Source organism: Orrella daihaiensis, from assembly GCF_022811525.1.
GTDB lineage: Bacteria > Pseudomonadota > Gammaproteobacteria > Burkholderiales > Burkholderiaceae_B > Algicoccus > Algicoccus daihaiensis.
This window is the reverse complement of the sequence record NZ_CP063982.1, coordinates 957,001-973,546: the sequence shown is the minus strand read 5'-3', so window position 1 is coordinate 973,546 and position 16,546 is coordinate 957,001. Positions and strand designations below refer to the sequence as shown.

Here is a 16,546-nt window from a genome sequence, read left to right as displayed (position 1 = left end):
AAACGGCTTTAGCGGTCTGGCTGCCAAGGTCTGGTTTGAACGGCAGCACCCTCGCGTATCTTCTGAAACCCCGCCACAATGACCTCATCACCGGACTTCAGCCCCTGTGTGATGATGACCTGGTTGTCGTAGTCATTGCCCACCTCTACCGGTGCCAACACCGCCTTCCCGTCACGCACCACATACACATTCGTCAGACCATTGGCAGCCCGCTGCAACGCCTGGGGCGGCACTAACAATGCCTGCTCGGAAACGGCTTGTTCAACTCTGACTCTCACATACATGCCTGGCAATAGCGCGGCATCCTGATTGTCAACTTCAGTTCGCAGCACCACCTGCCCTGTGGTCTCGTTCACTGTTGTGCCCGTAAACAGTAGCCGGGCTTTGCCGGGGTAGATTGAACCGTCTTGCAGGATGACGGATACCTCGGCCGCCTCATTGCTGACCTGCTTGAGCTTGCCGTCCTTGAAATCACGTCGCAACTTCGAAAGCTCTGTGACTGACTGATAAACATCCACGTAGATCGGACTCATCTGCTGCACCAGCGCCATTTGAGTGGCGGTGGTCGCTTCCACCAGTGCACCTTCTGTCACCAGCGCCTCACCGATGCGCCCGTCAATCGGAGAGGTCACATGGGTGTAGGCCAGGTTGATCTCTGCCGAAGCGAGCGCGGCTTGTGCAGCGAGCACGTTAGCCCGAGCCTGATCGGCCCGAGCAACGGCATCGTCATACTCTTGCCTGCTGACCGCATTGATTTTGACTAATGGAGCGTATCGCTTGGAGAGCGCAATCGCAGCTTTCTCATCGGCCTGTGCGCGCAGCAGATCCGCCCGGGCCTGATCAAAGGCTGCCTGATAAGGCGCAGGATCAATCTTGAACAGGGACTGGTTTCGGACCACTTCACTGCCCTGCTCAAACAGGATCTCTTGCACAATGCCCGTGACTCGAGCCCTGACCTCGGCATGGCGGACAGCGTCAACCCGGCCCGGCAGGTCTGCGCGAATCACTGCGGTCGCAGGCGTCAACGTGATGGTATCGACCAGTGTTGCGGGCCGTTGTTGTGTGCTTTGCTGCTCGCCACAACCCACTAACACTGCAGTTGAAAGAAAAAGGCTGGCCCAAAGCCAGCGCCGCTTGCTCAGCGAACGCATTGACATACCCTATAGAAATTTTTACTGAGGTGTTTTATTAACAACACCTGATCCCGCTAGAAACGGGTATCGAGCAAAGATATCAGCCACCACAGGTGCTAACGCTTGCTCGGATGTTGCCTGCTCGAGGTTGTCGATCACCGAGGTGGCCACACCCTCCCAAACCAGCTGTTTTTTGCGAGCATCAATCAAGTCGATACTCAACACGCCCTGGGTGTATTGAATAATGTCCGGCCCAAAGCCGTACCCGACCCAAGGGTCATACCAACCCATCCGGTAGCCATAATAATTTGGCCCCCAAGGCATGGGCGGTGGTGGCACATACTCGGTTTGTTGCCGTGACTGTGCCAAAAAATTTATCAACAGATCGGGCGATTGCGGATCGAAACTGTAGCCGCGTTGCTCCATTTGAAGACGCGTGAGCGTTTTGAGCCGCTCGGTGAGCAAAGTGGTGTAGCCAGCACGATCCGTACCAAGCGGATCCATGAAAGCGAACGTGCGGAATGATGCGAAATCGGCCTTCTGGTCGTAGTCAGTATTGATCTGTGGACCCGATGCGCATGCCGCTACCAGCAACACCAGAGGCAGAACCCACAACCTGCGTATCCATGATCTCATTGCTTCACCAGCCTAAGTATTTTCCCTAATGTATCACGCATCTTTGCCGTACTGTTGGCGCAACACATTTTTCTGTACTTTACCCATGGTGTTGCGCGGCAACTCATCAACCGAATAGACATGCTTGGGTACCTTATAGTTCGCAAGCTTGACCTTCAGGTCAGCAATCATCGCTGTCACATCGAGCACAACGCCCTTGGCCGGCACCACCACCGCCACCACCGCCTCACCAAAATCCGGGTGTGGCACGCCAATGACGGCCGACTCCAGTACGCCGGGCATGTCATCAATGACTGACTCAATCTCCTTGGGGTACACGTTGTAGCCACCGGAAATAATGAGGTCTTTGCTGCGACCCACGATAGACAGGTAATCGGCCGGAATATCTTGACCCTGCGGGGTTTGCCCGCCCCAGCGACCCATATCGCCGGTCTTGAACCAACCATCGGCTGTAAATTCCTCGCGGGTTTTTTCTGGCATTTGCCAATAGCCCACAAAGACATTGGGACCCCTGACTTGCACATGCCCTATTTCATTGACAGGGCAAGTCTTGCCTGCATCATCGACCACTCTAACCTCGACGCCGGGCAGTGGCTTGCCGACTGTCGAACCGATCCTCGCCCCTTCTTGAGCGTTGTAGGGATTTGAAGTCAGCATGCCAGTCTCGCTCATGCCATATCGCTCAAGAATCGGCTGCCCAATTTGTTTTTCAAAGCTCTCGAAGGTCTCAAGCAACAGAGGGGCTGAGCCCGAGACGAACAAGCGCATGTTGCGTGTGACGTGTCGATCGAATCGTGGATCACTCAAGAGCCGAACGTAATAGGTTGGCACGCCCATCATGATGGTGCTGTCAGGCAAATAATGAAGCGCTGCATCCACATCCAGTTTGGGTAGCCAAATCATGGTGGCGCCGGCGTGCAAAGCACCATGGCATGCAACAAATAACCCGTGAATATGGAAAATTGGCAACATGTGCAGCAACACATCGTTTGAAGACCAGCCCCAGTAGTGATGCAGAGTTTGGGCGTTCGAAATGAGATTACGATGCGTCAGCATCGCCCCCTTGCTGCGACCGGTTGTGCCCGACGTGTAGAGGATGGCAGCCAGATCATCGGCCGCTGTCGCGGCGTCATGACACTGCCCAGAAAAGCCCTGTGCGACCTGAGTCAAACCGCCTTGACCAAGCGCATCGAGTGTGACCACATGACTGCACCCTGTTTGATTGGCCAGGCCCTGCACCCACGAGAGGTTAGCAGGATCACAGACTACGACTGCGGGTTCGGCATTACCAAGGAAATATTCAATTTCCCCTTGCCGATAAGCGGTGTTTAACGGCAAGTAGGTATAGCCCGCCCTGACCGCAGCCAGATACAGAAAAAGCGCCTCAGGGGATTTTTCGACCTGTGCAGCCACTCGACTGCCAGCCGGCAGATCCAGGCTTTTAAGCCAATTGGCCATCTGTCCCACCCGGTGATGCACCTGGGCATAGGTGTAGCTGCCCTCGGGCGTTTGCAGCGCAACCTTCTCGGGCGCCTGCATAAAGCGGTCACTCAAAACGGTGTAAAGATTACTCACCTCTGGCTTACTTCCCTCTGGATTACTCACGCTCACCTGCATCCCCTTGCATTTTGTAGTGGTCTGAATACCGGTCCATCACCAGCGATCATAGGCTTTGGACAGCCCCGATGGAGCGCGCCCAGCGTTTTGCGGGTAGTCCGTAGGCTTGCTCGAGGAAATCGGCTCGCTGCATCAGATCTGAGCGTGACACCGACAGATCCGGGCCTTTGAACGCCAACACAATCTGATTACCCTCGTCAACAGGCGGCAACCTTATCAGCCGATTGCCAAACACGGCGCGCAGGTTCTCGAGGTTGTGATCGAAACTCTCATGCTTGCCGAAAAGATTCACACTCAAAATCCCTGGCTCGACCAGACAGTCAAAACACCCGCGATAGAACTCAAGCGAATCACAAACCGGGCCAAGAGCCTCGGTGTCATACAAATCAACCATCAAAACAGACAACGTCTGCCAATTATCTGGATTGCCCACCCAATTGCCCGCATCTCCCTCAAAAACGGTGAGTCGATTATGCCTTGGCATGCGGAAATACTGCTCGCAGACGCGAATCACTGATCGATTGCGTTCAACCACCATCAACGGATTGGGCAGATGCTTGTAACAAAACCGGGTAATCGATGCAGCACCCAAGCCAAGTTGACCAACGGGTTGGTCATCATCTGGCTGCAGAAACAGTAGCCAACCCATCATCTGTGCGGTGTACGAAAGCACCAATCGATCAGGGTGTTTGATATCCATGGCACCCTGAATCCAGGGCGAATCGAAATGCAAATATCGGACCCCTTGCTGCTCGGAGACCACCGGATTATCATCAAATTCGCTGGATTGACTGCCCATCTGCTCTACACCCACCCGGATCGGTCACGGACCCACTGAGACCCCAAAACCACAATTTTAGCGTTTGCCAGTCACTAAGATTCGGCATACAATCGAGGGCTTGGCTAAATCTCTGGAACCGAGGCTGGCCAATTCTTACAACATACAGGCTAGCTTGATCCTGTCCGGCCAAAGGTGCTGGCTTGGGAGCTGGCTCGAAAGGAATAAACCATGAAAGAAGGCATCCACCCGGAATACCGCGAAGTCGTGTTTCTGGACCAACAAACCGGTAACACATTCATTACTCGCTCGACTTTGAATTCGCGTGAAACCACCGAGATTGACGGTGTTACCTATCCGCTGTTCAAGTGCGACGTGACATCCGAGTCGCACCCCTTCTACACAGGCGCACAAACCCGAATCGTTGAAACGGGTCGTGTCGAGAAATTCCGCCAGCGTTTTGCCCGCACTGCCGGTACCCGCAAGTCAGGTACCCAAGCCAGCTGATGGTGCAAGTCTGAGCTTGAAAGCCACGGGCAGCCTAGCGCTGCCCGTTTCTTTTGGGGTTGATGGTTTTAACCGACAAGCCAAGCACAACGCCATGAACTGTTGGCTTTCTTGTAACCACTTGCTTTAGTATTGAGCCTGAATTCTCGAGCCGCTTTGATAGATTAATCTGACCGTGTCCCTGGAACAACCGACCCCTGCGAGACTGACTGCTTTGGCGACCACAAGGCTGCCAGCCGTTGTTCTGATCGGGCTTTTGTTGATGTACGCATTACTCGGTCTATTTGCCCGCGACCCCTGGAAAACCGATGATGTGGTGGGACTGGCCACGATGCTGACTGCCAGCGCACAGGGTGGCTGGGCATGGCTTTTCCCGCACATTGGATCATCCGCACTGCCGCAAGCTAGCCCCCTACCAACCTGGATCGGCGGTCTCTCAATTGATTTACTGGGCCCATTGACCAGTAGCATCATTGCCGCGCGATTAAGCACGCTTGCCTGGATGCTGCTGACAGCGTTTGCACTTTGGTATGCCAGCTATCTGGCTGGGCGCAGACCAGAACCACAACCGGTACCGCTACCCTTTGGTGGTGAACCCAAAGTAACTCAGTATGGCCGCTTGTTGGCCGACATGAGCGTACTGTTTCTCATCTCGACTGTGGGTATATTGCTGCGCACGCACGAGACCTCGGAAGCACCGGCACTGTTGGCCTGTCAGGCATTAGCCATCCTCGGTGCGGTTCGCCTGCTTGACAAGCCCTGGCAAGGCACGATCATCTTAGCGCTATCGATCACAGGTGCTTTTCTGACAGCCGGCGCCATGGCTGGTTTGCCCTTATGGGTAGCCAGCCTCATTATCGTGATCCCCAAAACACCTCTGCACGCGCGTCGACTGCAAGTCTGGATCGCGTTGGCACTTGCCCCACTGCTGGTTTTTATTTGGTGGGCTGCTGTTAACGCAGTCAATCCCATTTGGGCCAGTGAGTGGTGGTTCTGGAATAGGCCTGAACTACAGATCAGCTATCTGGAAAAGCACTTAAACGCCTGGCGCGACCTGCCATGGTTTCTGTGGCCCACCTGGCCTCTGGCTGTTCTGTCACTGTGGAACTGGCGCAAACAGGGCTTGGCGCCGCATGTCTGGATACCTGGGGTATTTGCGCTGGTGCAGTTGCTAAACATCATGTTCACGCCCAGTCCGGGCGAACTTGATTACATGGCGTTGACTGTGCCATGCGCGATGTTGGCCGCATTCTCCGTACCGACTTTGCGTCGTGCCGTGGTGAACACTCTGGACTGGTTTGCCCTCATGGTGTTCTCGGTATCAGGCGCGGTGGTGTGGCTGGGCTGGACGACGCAACAGACTGGCTGGCCAGAAAAACTCGCGGCCAATATTGCTCGCCAGACGGTGGGCTACGACAGCACCATTTCATGGGGTGCTTTCGCCATGGCTCTGGTTATCACCGGCACCTGGATTGGCCTGATAATCTGGCGCCTGAAGCTTCACCCCAAATTCGCCTGGCGTGGGGCGCTGCTGAGTGCCATGGGGCTAACCAGCACCTGGATTTTGTTGGTGCTCTTATGGATGCCCACGGTGGACTACGTGCGCAGCTACCGACCGATGGCTGCCGAGGTACGTCAAACAATTGACCAGGCGAATCAACAGGCCGGCCAGTTTCTCTGCGCGCAGTCAAGCGGCCTGTCCGTCGGTCCACGCGCATCGCTGTACGTCTTTGAGGGCATTGAAATCTCGCGTGACGAGCGCTGCCCACTTCTGATACAGCAAACCACGGCCGAACGACTCCAGCAAGGTCTGGCAGGATTTGACCGCAACGCACGCGTGCTATGGACTGGTTCTCGGGGTGCTGACCGATTCGATCGATACCGCGTATTGTTATTGACACCTGACGCCAAGCCATGACCACCTCGGCTGACACGTCTCACCCGCTGCGAGGTATCTTGCGGCAGTCCTGGCCAGTGCTTGTTAGTCAATGGGCCAGCATTGCGTTTGGTGTGCTCGATACAGCCATGACCGGGCATTCAAGCCCACAGGATCTGGCGGCACTCGCTCTGGGTGTGGCCATTTTTATCACTGTCTTTATCGGACTCATGGGCGTGATGCATGCCCTCATCCCCATCCAGGCGCAATCGTATGGCGCCAAACGTTTCGATGAAATAGGGCATGCTTGGAGTCAGGGCATCTGGGTGTCGATCATACTGACGGTGTTTGGTGCCATTTTGATGAGCTTCCCTGACATCTGGCTATCACTGTCTGGTCCGGTTGATCCCGCCGTGCGTGAGCGCCTTGGCAGTTATTTGCTGGCATTAACTTTCGGGTTGCCGGCATCGCTGCTGTTTCGCACAGTCTACTCTCTGGCACAAGCGGTCTCACGCCCCAAAATGATCATGGTGATCAACCTGGCCGCAGTCGCCGTCAAAATCTTCCTGAACTGGGTGCTGATTTTTGGGAATCTGGGTATGCCTGCATTAGGCGTGACCGGTGCCGGCATCGCATCATCGATCGTCTACTGGTTAACGCTTGGCGTGAGCCTCTGGTGGGTTTGGCGACAGCCGTTTTATCACCAATTCAATTTGCGTTTGCGCAGGCCAGACTTCAAAGCGATTGGAGAAATCCTGCGGTTAGGTCTTCCCATGGGCGCCTCGTATGTCGTGGAAGTCAGTGCGTTCACCTTTATGGCGTTGCTGATCGCTCAAGAGGGCACGACCGTCACGGGCAGCCACCAAATCACCTCTAACCTTGCTGCACTGTGCTACATGATGCCATTGGCCATTGGCATCGCAACCGCAGCTCAGACGGCGCAGGCAATTGGGGCGGGTGATCAGGTCCTTGCACACCGTACGGGCATGACCGGATTAGCCGTCACGTTCACAGGCGCTGTCATCACGGCTTGCGTACTGTTTTTTGCGCGCGAGCAAATCGTGGCGCTATACACCAGCGACCCCACGGTCACCACGATTGCTTTGTCGCTGCTGGTGATCTTGCCTTTTTTCCATATCATTGACGCGATGCATTGTGCCAACGTGTATCTCTTGCGGGCCCACAAAATTGCCATGGTGCCTCTCATGATCCAAACGGTGACTCTGACCATCATCGGTCTGGTCGGCGGTTGGTATCTCGGGTTTGGTCCGGGACGTGGGCTGCTCGAACCATTGCGCCAGTGGATCATGCCCAATGCCCCTGCCGGGGCAGCAACCATGTGGATGATGGCTGGTTTGGGCCTGTTGACTTCAGGCCTGTTGCTCTATAGCTGGTATCGGCGCATTGTGATCTCGAAACTGCATCACCACCGCCAGGCCGGTAAACACGCTTAGCCCTCTAGACGGATAAAGTGCTCGCGGTAGTATCGCAACTCGTCAATCGACTCGTAAATATCGGCCAAGGCCTCATGTTTGCTACGTTTCTCAAATCCTTTGAGCAATGCAGGGCGCCAGCGGCGTGCAAGTTCCTTCAAAGTACTGACATCGATCGTCCGATAATGAAAAAACCGCTCAAGCGCTGGCATATAGCGGTACATAAAACGGCGATCCTGGCTAACTGAGTTGCCACAAAGCGGTGATTTTCCTGGGGGCACATGCTGGGACAGGAATTCAATCATCTGAGCCTGGGCCTGCTCTTCAGTCATGCTGGAGGCTTTAACTTTGTCGATCAAACCCGATTTGCCGTGTGTAGACTGATTCCATTTGTCCATCGCAGCCAGAATTTCGTCTGGCTGATGCACCACAAACACAGGCGACTCTGCCACCACCGTCAAGTCCGGCTCAGTCACCACGGCGGCGAGCTCGATGATGCGCTCTTTCTCTGGGTCAAGGCCGGTCATCTCCATATCGACCCACACAAGCCGCATTTCATTGCGCACTGCTGTTGCTTTGCCGTGGTCGGCATTAACCCCTTGGCTGGTGTGTGTTTGTGCTTCGTTTTGCGGCATGGCAGAACCTATAATCAATGAACTTGTCGTAATGTTGTTAAGCAAACAGCTTTCAAACAACCCACTGCACCTGATTGTCGCATATGCAAGCAAGCACACTGACAGCACTGTTTTTATTGTTTCTGGCTACCAACGCGATTGTGCGCATTTGGCTGGCGCAACGGCAAATCCGTCATGTCCAGGCTCACAGAGACCAAGTGCCGATCGAGTTCGCAGAAAAAATCAGTCTGCACAGCCACCAGCGTGCCGCCGACTACACAACCGCGCGCACTCGTTTGCGAATCACCGAAGCAGTATTTGATGTCGCTGTGCTATTGGTTTTGACCATGGGCGGAGTGCTTGGCTGGCTGTACCAGGCTTTTGATGGTTGGTTCACCTCAACCCTGTGGCGTGATGTCGCCCTGATTGCAGGTGTATCTGTTTTACTTGGTGTCATTCACCTGCCGTTTTCTCTTTATCGTCAATTCAAGCTCGAGCAGCAATTCGGTTTTAACCGCATGACACCCAAGCTATTTGTTGCTGACACCCTCAAAGGCTTGCTGGTTGGTGGCTTGCTTGGTCTGCCGCTCTTGACCCTCATCTTGTGGCTTATGACAAGCGCCGGGACGAACTGGTGGGTTTGGGCATGGGCAAGCTGGGCGGCGTTTAACTTTATGGTGATGTTGATTTTTCCGACCTGGATTGCGCCGTTATTCAACAAATTCACGCCGCTACAAGATGAATCACTGAAAGACCGCATCAATGCCTTAGCCAAGCGTTGTGACTTTGCGATTCAGGGTCTGTTCGTCATGGATGGCTCTAAACGCAGCGCGCACGGCAATGCTTACTTCACGGGCTTTGGCAAATCTCGCCGCATCGTATTCTTTGACACCCTATTATCAAAACTATCACCAACAGAGATTGAAGCAGTACTGGCACATGAGCTTGGTCACTTCAAGCACAAGCACATCGTCAAGCGGCTGGTGGTATCGCTGTTGACCTCTTTGTTGATGTTTGCCTTGCTTGGTTGGCTAACGCAACAACCCTGGTTCTATGCTGGCCTGGGGGTTACGCCCTTGACTAACGATAATAATGGTGTGGCACTGCTGCTGTTTTTTCTAGTGTTGCCAGTGTTTACCTTTTTGCTCACACCCGTGACGAGCTGGTTATCTCGGCGTGATGAATTCGAAGCTGACCGCTTTGCTGCATCGCAGAGCCCATCGAGCGAATTGGTTTCAGCGTTGGTAAAACTCTTTAATGACAATGCTGCTACGCTCACACCCGATCCGGTTCATTCGGCCTTCTATGATAGCCATCCTCCAGCCACCATCCGTATACGGGCGCTAGCAGCCGCATGATGAGCCAGACGGTGCGCGGTCGTGTGGTCAGCGCCCATGGCAGCCACTTCTACGTAGAACTTGAGTCTGGTCAGATTCGACATTGTTTCCCCAAGGGCAGACGTAACGAGGCTGCAGTAGGCGATTGGGTAAGCGTTCAATTACAAGGAGATCAGGAAGGGCAACTGGTCGCCATTGAACCGCGGCGTAACTTGCTCTATCGATCCGATGAATGGCGCACCAAACAATTCGCAGCCAACGTCGATCAGGTTCTACTGGTGGTGGCAGTCAAGCCCACCTTCGCGGATGACCTTCTTGGGAGAGCCCTGGCGGGCGCATGGGCTGCCGATGTTGAGCCGGTTATCGTGCTCAACAAAATCGACATACACGACGGTCTCGATCAAGCGCGTGAACGATTAAAGCCATACAAAGATTTAGGCGTCACCATCCTCGAGGTATCGGCACTGGATTCATCTACCGTTGAACAACAAATCCGCCCCTTGCTGACGCATAAAACCACCCTACTGCTTGGCCAAAGCGCCATGGGCAAGTCCACCTTGCTTAATGCCCTGATACCGGCAGCTCAGGCCAATACACAAGAGCACTCGGTGGCGCTTGACGCGGGTAAACACACCACCACGACCACCAAGCTTTATCACCTGCCTGAGTCATCAGGGGATTTGATTGACTCCCCAGGCGTACAGGCATTTGGGCTTGCGCACCTTTCACTTGAAGATATTGAGCGTGGGTTTCCCGAATTTGCCAGGCACAAGGAACATTGCCGCTTTTACAACTGCACCCATCGCCGCGAACCAAACTGTGGAGTGCTCGATGCTCTGGCACGTGGTGAGATTGACCCAAGGCGCCACGCACTTTATGAGCGTTTGCTAGAGGAAAAAGCCTCGGCTAAAACTTGATACAGACCGCGTAGCATCGCGGCTGTAGCACCCCAAATAAAATACTTCTCAAAAGGGATCGAGTAGTACTCGCGCGCAGAACCATCAGGCAGATGAGCGCGATGCAATCGATAGTTGCTTGAATCGGTCAAGAAAGGCAATGGCACCTCAAAAACTTCAGCCACCTCAAACTCATCTGGCGCCAGAGTAAAAGTCGGCCTGACAAAGGCCGTCACAGGCGTGATGGCAAATCCGGTTCCAGTGTAGTAGCGAGGCAAACTGCCAAGCACATCGACATGATCGGGCGCCAAGCCAGTTTCCTCATACGTTTCGCGTAAAGCTGTTGCGACCGGGCTCTCATCAGTATGTTCTACTCGTCCACCCGGAAAACTCACCTGACCTGCATGATCATGCAGATGATCGGTGCGTTGTGTGAGCAGTACAGTAAAGCCTGACTCGCGCATGACCAACGGAACGAGTACTGCCGCTTCAATCGCTTCAGAATTGACGGTGCGGTAGCGAGAAGCGAACTCGTCAGGCAAATCGAGTTTGTCATTAATCGAACGACCAAGCACCGTCCGAATGAACTCGGGATGCAAAGCCTCATCTGGCACCGTACCAAATCGGTCCACTGGCGGCGACCAAGGCTGCGACTCGGGATTGAAAATAAGTCGGGCCCGCTGTCGGTTCGGTTTGGTTGTTGGTTTGTCAGACATGGTTGATTTGAGCCCGACGGTCATGAGTGAAGGCGTTAGCCGAAACAGAAAAAAAGCACCTCAAGGGTGCTTTTTTTAACAAACAAGGCAGGCTGCAGAGCAGAGAATGAAAAGATGTTTTGCTGAACATGCCTTGATTGTGCTGACTGATGACTCGACTTACGCAGCAGTCGCAGACCGGCGAACCAGCTTTTCTTTGATGCGAGCCGACTTACCAGAGCGGTTGCGCAAGTAGTACAACTTGGCACGACGCACGTCACCACGGCGTTTGACTTCGATAGATGCAATCTGTGGGGAGTACAGTTGGAAGGTACGCTCAACTGCTTCGCCTGATGAGATTTTACGGACTGTGAAAGCCGAGTTCAAGCCGCGGTTGCGCTTGGCAATCACGACACCTTCGTAGGCCTGAACACGCTTGCGGTTGCCTTCAACCACGTTCACGTTTACGACCAGGGTGTCGCCAGGACCAAATTCCGGCAAGGTTTTACCTTCAGTCAGGCGAGCAATTTCTTCTTGCTCGATTTGGGCAATCAAATTCATTCTTAGCTCCATCGGCATCTTGCTCGCAGCTTGGTTAGTTATACAGAACGATCAACCCGTTTGAATCGTCCTTGCTGGGCAGAGGATACGTTAACCTGAAAGTATAGCCCAATTTCGAGTTAAGCCTACCGCTGGCTTAGTGGTCGCAAATTGGTTGCAATCCGACTGCAGGTTCAGAAGCCCACCATTGCTCCAAACCACATCAAACCAGGGACAAGCGCCGCCCAAAAGGCCACCAAGGCAATGTCTGCCTTCAGGCTTGCCGCCTTAGGCTTGGTCCGAGACCCTAACAGTTCCGGGTTAATCATCGTGCCGGTCTGGGTAAATGCTGTCATGATGTCGCTCTCACAGGTTGTTTTTAACAATATGAGAGTACTGTATATCAAAACAGTACTGTATGCAACAACAGTTACAGGATTTAGTCAAAATTCCCAAAAACCCGCATCGACCGACCGACTTCTGTCACTTCGATTCACATCGTTTAGGGGATTTGAACCTGCGGCATACGACGCAAAATAATGCCAGTCTTGCGTTCAACCCAGGCGGATTGACGCTGTCGATCGTAGCGCTTTGGCGCCGGCAAAATAGCGGCCAGCCAAGCCGCCTGCCTCGGATTTAGCCGACTAGCAGGCACCCCGAAATAATGTTTGGCTGCGGCTTCAATACCAAATACGCCAACACCCCACTCTGCTACGTTCAGGTAAACCTCCAGAATCCGCTGCTTATCCCACGCGACTTCAATCATGAAAGCGATCACGATTTCCTGTGCTTTCCGGATGTAGCTTCGATCCGAGGAGAGAAACAGGTTTTTAGCGACCTGCATAGTGATCGTCGAGCCACCAAGCCTGATTTGCCCTGAAGCAAAATTGGCTCGGGCTGCTTGCTCAATCGCTTCCCACTCAATGCCACTGTGCTCTGTGAAGCCAGTGTCTTCTGAGGCAATAACGGCTCGCTTGGCATAGCGCGAGATCTGATTAAACGGCACCCAGACGTGTTCGATCGATTTAGGCGGCTCAAGCTTGCTTAATCGGGCTTGCTCATCGGCCATGAAGGCAGTCTCTTGTGGATTAAACCACCGGTACCAAACAACGCTACCAAACAAATATGCCTGATAAGCCAGTACCGCGAGCACGAACCATACGAATAGACGCCAAAGCCAGCGGCCCACAACGCGTGGCGATTTTTTGGCTTTCACGCTAGATGTCTTGCGAGCTTGCCCTTTACCCATAAGCCAAGCGCGACTCCCAAGCCAGCAGACTTGCTTTGACCTCTGTACCCCAGCGGAACTCACCAATGAGGCCATCTTGGCGTACCACCCGGTGACAAGGCACAACAAATCCAAGCAGGTTGGCACCCACAGCACCACCAACTGCTCGGGCTGCAGAAGGCTTGCCGAGTCTAGAGGCCAGCTCGCTATAGGAAGTTGTCTGCCCGCGCTTGATCTGCATGAGTTGCTGCCAGACTTTACGCTGAAAATCTGTGCCACAAAACACGAGCGGCAAATCCAAAGCTCGTTGTTCAAACACCTTGGCGACACACTGATCAGCGGTGGCGTCATCGCGCTCAATCTGGCGATCCAAGACTGACCACCTCAGAAGAACATCCTGCGGGCTCTTGTCCAGACTCAATTCGCGGATACCCAATGCGTCCCACACCAGGACCGCCGGACCAACGGGTGTCTTGGCCAACCCGATCGTCAAACGCTTGTAAGGCGCATGTTTTAGGGATGCGAATTCAACGATGGAGTACATGGTACTAGCCGTCAGTTGTAGATATCTGCATGCTACCATCGGCTGGGTTGACGTGCATTGCTCGAGCCACCGCTAACAACCCATCACAGTAGACATCTGCTAGCCAAACGATCGTGGACTATCCACTGCCAGTTTTTCTTGCTGTTCTTGGTGCTGCTGCCTTGCACGCGACATGGAATGCCTGGGTTCGAGGTGGCAGTAATCCGCTGTTACATACCGCGGCGTTAGTGATCTGGACAGGCGTCATCGGAGTGCCAGTGGCTATTTGGCTGCCACTACCCCACCCCGAAAGCTGGCCCCTACTGGCTCTGTCTATCGCCATTCACGTGGTGTATTACTTCACCCTGGCACGGGCCTACACACATGGGGCACTTAGCGTGGTTTACCCCATTATGCGCGGTGGCGCGCCAGTGCTGGTGTCCTTAGGTACCTGGGCGTTTATCGGTGAGTCGCTCAGTCCCAACGGTTGGGTTGGGGTTTTACTGGTCAGCTTAGGCGTGCTGGCCATAGCTTTCAAAGCCAAGCTGCAACGAGCGCGTGCAGCGATCGGCTGGGCCGTGGCCTGCAGCGTGACGATTGCCACTTACTCCATCGTCGATGGACAAGGCGCGCGCCTTTCACAAAACCCCTTATCCTTTACCGCTTGGCTGTTTATTCTGGAAAGCGTCGTCTTCACAACGCTCCTAAGCTTGGCCGGACTCGGTCGGCCTTTGGCGAGCTATATACAGCAAAGGTTTGTTGCAACAGCAATGGGCGGGGTGCTATCGGCGGTCGGTTACGCCATCGTGCTTTGGGCGATGACCGAGGCGCCCATGGCACTGGTTTCAGCCACACGCGAAACATCGGTGCTATTTGCCGCTCTGCTAGGTGTCTGGTTGTTAAAGGAACGCCTGACGCCACGACAATGGGCAGGCGCCTGCGTGATTGTGGTGGGACTCATCGCTTTACGGCTTTGACTGCAGACGCCCTAGTTGCGTGGCACCTTGCCCACCTTCTTGGATGCCTGCAGAAAATCAAAATCTGCCCCCTCATCGGCCTGCAGGACATGCTCTAAAAACAACCGCCGATAGCCACGCTCAGCCGTAGGCGCTTCTACAGGCGAGGCCTTTGCTCGACGAGCCAATTCCTCACCAGAGATGAGCAATGACAACTCTCGCCTTTGCAAACTTAACCGAATCCGGTCACCGTTTTGAACATAAGCCAAAGGCCCGCCCAGAGCAGACTCTGGCGTGACATGCAGAACAATCGTGCCAAACGCTGTGCCACTCATACGTCCGTCAGAAATACGAACCATATCCTTAACGCCTGCGCGCGCTAGCTTCTTCGGAATTGGCATATAGCCCGCTTCAGGCATGCCAGGCGCTCCTTTCGGACCGATATTTTTTAGAACCAAAATATCTTCAGCATTGACATCAAGACTATCGCTGTCGATACGGGCCGCCAGATCTTCCAGGTTCTCAAACACCACTGCCCGGCCCTCGTGCTCCATTAAGCGTGCATCGGCTGCGGACTGCTTGAGGATGGCGCCGCCGGGGGCCAGATTGCCCGACAACACCGCAATGCCACCTTGCGGATAGATCGGGTCAGAAATTGACCGCACAACGTCTTGCTTGAATCCAGGGCCCGCCCGGTCGATTTCCTCGCCCAGAGTCCGTCCCGTGACCGTCAGGGCATCAAGATTGAGCAACGGCTTTAGCGCTCGCAGCAGCGTTGCCATGCCACCTGCGGCATGGAAATCCTCCATATAGTGTTGTCCAGAGGGCTTTAAGTCGAGCAGCACAGGCGTCTCGCGCCCCATGCGATCTAGTCCTTGCAAATCCATCTCCAAACCCATGCGCCCGGCGATAGCGGTCAAGTGCACGATCGCGTTGGTTGATCCGCCAATTGCCAAGAGCACGCGCATCGCATTCTCAAAAGCCTGCGGCGTCAAAATCTTGTCTATCGTCAGTCCTTTGCGGGCTAATTCCACGGCTTGTCGACCGGTTTCTTCGGCCACCCGGATTCGATCGGCTGTCACCGCTGGCGGCGAGGCACAACCGGGGACCGTCATGCCAAGTGCCTCTGCGATACATGCCATGGTGCTGGCTGTGCCCATGACTGAACAAGTACCTACACTTGGGACCAGCTGATTGTTCACGTCACTAATTTCAGTCTCATCAATTTCTTGCGCCCTGAACTTGCCCCAATAGCGTCGACAATCGGTGCAAGCACCTACGCGCTCGCCACGATGACTGCCTGTGAGCATGGAGCCTGTGATTAACTGTATCGCTGGCAATCCGGCTGAAGCCGCCCCCATTAACTGGGCGGGTACGGTCTTGTCGCAACCACCAATCAGCACCACCGCATCCATCGGCTGTGCTTTAAGCATCTCCTCGGTATCCATGGACATGAGGTTGCGCAAGAACATGCTGGTGGGTGACGCAAAACTCTCATGCACCGAAATCGTTGGGAAGTCCACTGGCAGGCCACCAGCGAGCATAATGCCGCGCTTTACAGCCTCGATCAGCTGGGGCATGTTGCCATGACAGGGGTTGTAGCCACTACCCGTATTGGTAATACCGACAATGGGGCGATCCAGCGCACTGTCGGTATAACCCGCCCCTTTAATGAAAGCCTTTCTGAGAAACAAAGAAAAACCAGCATCTCCGTAGCTAGTTAACCCTTTCTTGAAGCCGCTATTGTTCTGACTCATTGCTGATCTCTAGTGTCTGT

17 protein-coding genes are annotated in these 16,546 nt (G+C 54.3%); 6 read left to right on the top strand and 11 right to left on the bottom strand.

The window, feature by feature from the left end; all coding sequences use genetic code 11:
• Positions 1-8 precede the first annotated feature (8 nt).
• Genes DHf2319_RS04720 through DHf2319_RS04705 form a run of 4 tightly spaced genes read right to left on the bottom strand, consistent with a single transcriptional unit; the run spans position 9 to position 4,185 of the window.
• On the bottom strand, positions 9-1,151 hold the full coding sequence (locus DHf2319_RS04720; RefSeq protein WP_243479666.1) for an efflux RND transporter periplasmic adaptor subunit: 1,143 nt from the start codon (positions 1,149-1,151) through the stop codon (positions 9-11).
• 21 nt (positions 1,152-1,172) lie between these two features.
• A complete protein-coding gene (locus DHf2319_RS04715) occupies positions 1,173-1,769 on the bottom strand; it encodes a DUF4136 domain-containing protein (RefSeq protein WP_243479665.1) in 597 nt (198 codons plus the stop codon).
• Between the two features lie 33 nt (positions 1,770-1,802).
• Positions 1,803-3,374, bottom strand: a complete 1,572-nt coding sequence (locus DHf2319_RS04710) for a malonate--CoA ligase (RefSeq protein ID WP_369810219.1) — start codon at positions 3,372-3,374, stop codon at positions 1,803-1,805.
• A 58-nt stretch (positions 3,375-3,432) separates the two neighbouring features.
• The gene (locus DHf2319_RS04705) at positions 3,433-4,185 is read right to left on the bottom strand and encodes a class I SAM-dependent methyltransferase (protein WP_243479664.1); all 753 of its coding nucleotides are present in this window, start codon (positions 4,183-4,185) and stop codon (positions 3,433-3,435) included.
• A gap of 210 nt (positions 4,186-4,395) precedes the next feature.
• Here DHf2319_RS04705 and DHf2319_RS04700 point away from each other — a divergent pair, with 210 nt between their 5' ends.
• From DHf2319_RS04700 to DHf2319_RS04690, 3 genes are all read left to right on the top strand, one after another.
• Positions 4,396-4,671: a type B 50S ribosomal protein L31 gene (locus DHf2319_RS04700; RefSeq protein ID WP_243479663.1), complete on the top strand. Its 276-nt coding sequence runs from the start codon at positions 4,396-4,398 to the stop codon at positions 4,669-4,671.
• Between the two features lie 175 nt (positions 4,672-4,846).
• Entirely contained in the window at positions 4,847-6,589 is a 1,743-nt protein-coding gene (locus tag DHf2319_RS04695) for an ArnT family glycosyltransferase (protein ID WP_243479662.1), read from the top strand.
• On the top strand, positions 6,586-8,001 hold the full coding sequence (locus tag DHf2319_RS04690) for an MATE family efflux transporter (RefSeq protein ID WP_243479661.1): 1,416 nt from the start codon (positions 6,586-6,588) through the stop codon (positions 7,999-8,001). The genes DHf2319_RS04695 and DHf2319_RS04690 overlap by 4 nt, the downstream gene beginning before the upstream one ends.
• On the opposite strand, the gene orn is transcribed toward DHf2319_RS04690, so the two are convergent.
• The gene (orn, locus tag DHf2319_RS04685) at positions 7,998-8,534 is read right to left on the bottom strand and encodes an oligoribonuclease (protein WP_243480008.1); all 537 of its coding nucleotides are present in this window, start codon (positions 8,532-8,534) and stop codon (positions 7,998-8,000) included. The genes DHf2319_RS04690 and orn overlap by 4 nt on opposite strands.
• A 164-nt stretch (positions 8,535-8,698) precedes the next feature.
• Here orn and DHf2319_RS04680 point away from each other — a divergent pair, with 164 nt between their 5' ends.
• Positions 8,699-9,952 carry a M48 family metallopeptidase gene (locus DHf2319_RS04680; RefSeq protein WP_243479660.1) on the top strand — a complete coding sequence of 418 codons (1,254 nt, stop codon included), beginning with the start codon at positions 8,699-8,701 and terminating at the stop codon, positions 9,950-9,952.
• Positions 9,949-10,848, top strand: a complete 900-nt coding sequence (gene rsgA, locus DHf2319_RS04675; protein WP_369810218.1) for a ribosome small subunit-dependent GTPase A — start codon at positions 9,949-9,951, stop codon at positions 10,846-10,848. The genes DHf2319_RS04680 and rsgA overlap by 4 nt, the downstream gene beginning before the upstream one ends.
• On the opposite strand, the gene DHf2319_RS04670 is transcribed toward rsgA, so the two are convergent.
• The 5 genes from DHf2319_RS04670 to DHf2319_RS04650 all read right to left on the bottom strand — a co-directional run bounded on the left by DHf2319_RS04670 (position 10,806) and on the right by DHf2319_RS04650 (position 13,834).
• A complete protein-coding gene (locus DHf2319_RS04670; protein ID WP_243479659.1) occupies positions 10,806-11,543 on the bottom strand; it encodes a CoA pyrophosphatase in 738 nt (245 codons plus the stop codon). The genes rsgA and DHf2319_RS04670 overlap by 43 nt on opposite strands.
• 159 nt (positions 11,544-11,702) lie before the next feature.
• Positions 11,703-12,083 carry a 50S ribosomal protein L19 gene (gene rplS, locus DHf2319_RS04665; RefSeq protein ID WP_243479658.1) on the bottom strand — a complete coding sequence of 127 codons (381 nt, stop codon included), beginning with the start codon at positions 12,081-12,083 and terminating at the stop codon, positions 11,703-11,705.
• Between the two features lie 173 nt (positions 12,084-12,256).
• Positions 12,257-12,418 (bottom strand): hypothetical protein, encoded by a 162-nt coding sequence (locus tag DHf2319_RS04660; protein ID WP_243479657.1) that lies wholly within the window; start codon positions 12,416-12,418, stop codon positions 12,257-12,259.
• A 146-nt stretch (positions 12,419-12,564) separates the two neighbouring features.
• On the bottom strand, positions 12,565-13,278 hold the full coding sequence (mtgA, locus tag DHf2319_RS04655; protein WP_243479656.1) for a monofunctional biosynthetic peptidoglycan transglycosylase: 714 nt from the start codon (positions 13,276-13,278) through the stop codon (positions 12,565-12,567).
• 25 nt (positions 13,279-13,303) lie between these two features.
• On the bottom strand, positions 13,304-13,834 hold the full coding sequence (locus DHf2319_RS04650; RefSeq protein ID WP_243479655.1) for a methylated-DNA--[protein]-cysteine S-methyltransferase: 531 nt from the start codon (positions 13,832-13,834) through the stop codon (positions 13,304-13,306).
• Between the two features lie 113 nt (positions 13,835-13,947).
• Between DHf2319_RS04650 and DHf2319_RS04645 the strand changes: the two genes are divergently transcribed.
• The gene (locus tag DHf2319_RS04645; protein WP_243479654.1) at positions 13,948-14,790 is read left to right on the top strand and encodes an EamA family transporter; all 843 of its coding nucleotides are present in this window, start codon (positions 13,948-13,950) and stop codon (positions 14,788-14,790) included.
• Between the two features lie 11 nt (positions 14,791-14,801).
• On the opposite strand, the gene DHf2319_RS04640 is transcribed toward DHf2319_RS04645, so the two are convergent.
• On the bottom strand, positions 14,802-16,526 hold the full coding sequence (locus tag DHf2319_RS04640) for an IlvD/Edd family dehydratase (protein WP_243479653.1): 1,725 nt from the start codon (positions 16,524-16,526) through the stop codon (positions 14,802-14,804).
• Between the last annotated feature and the right edge of the window lie 20 nt (positions 16,527-16,546).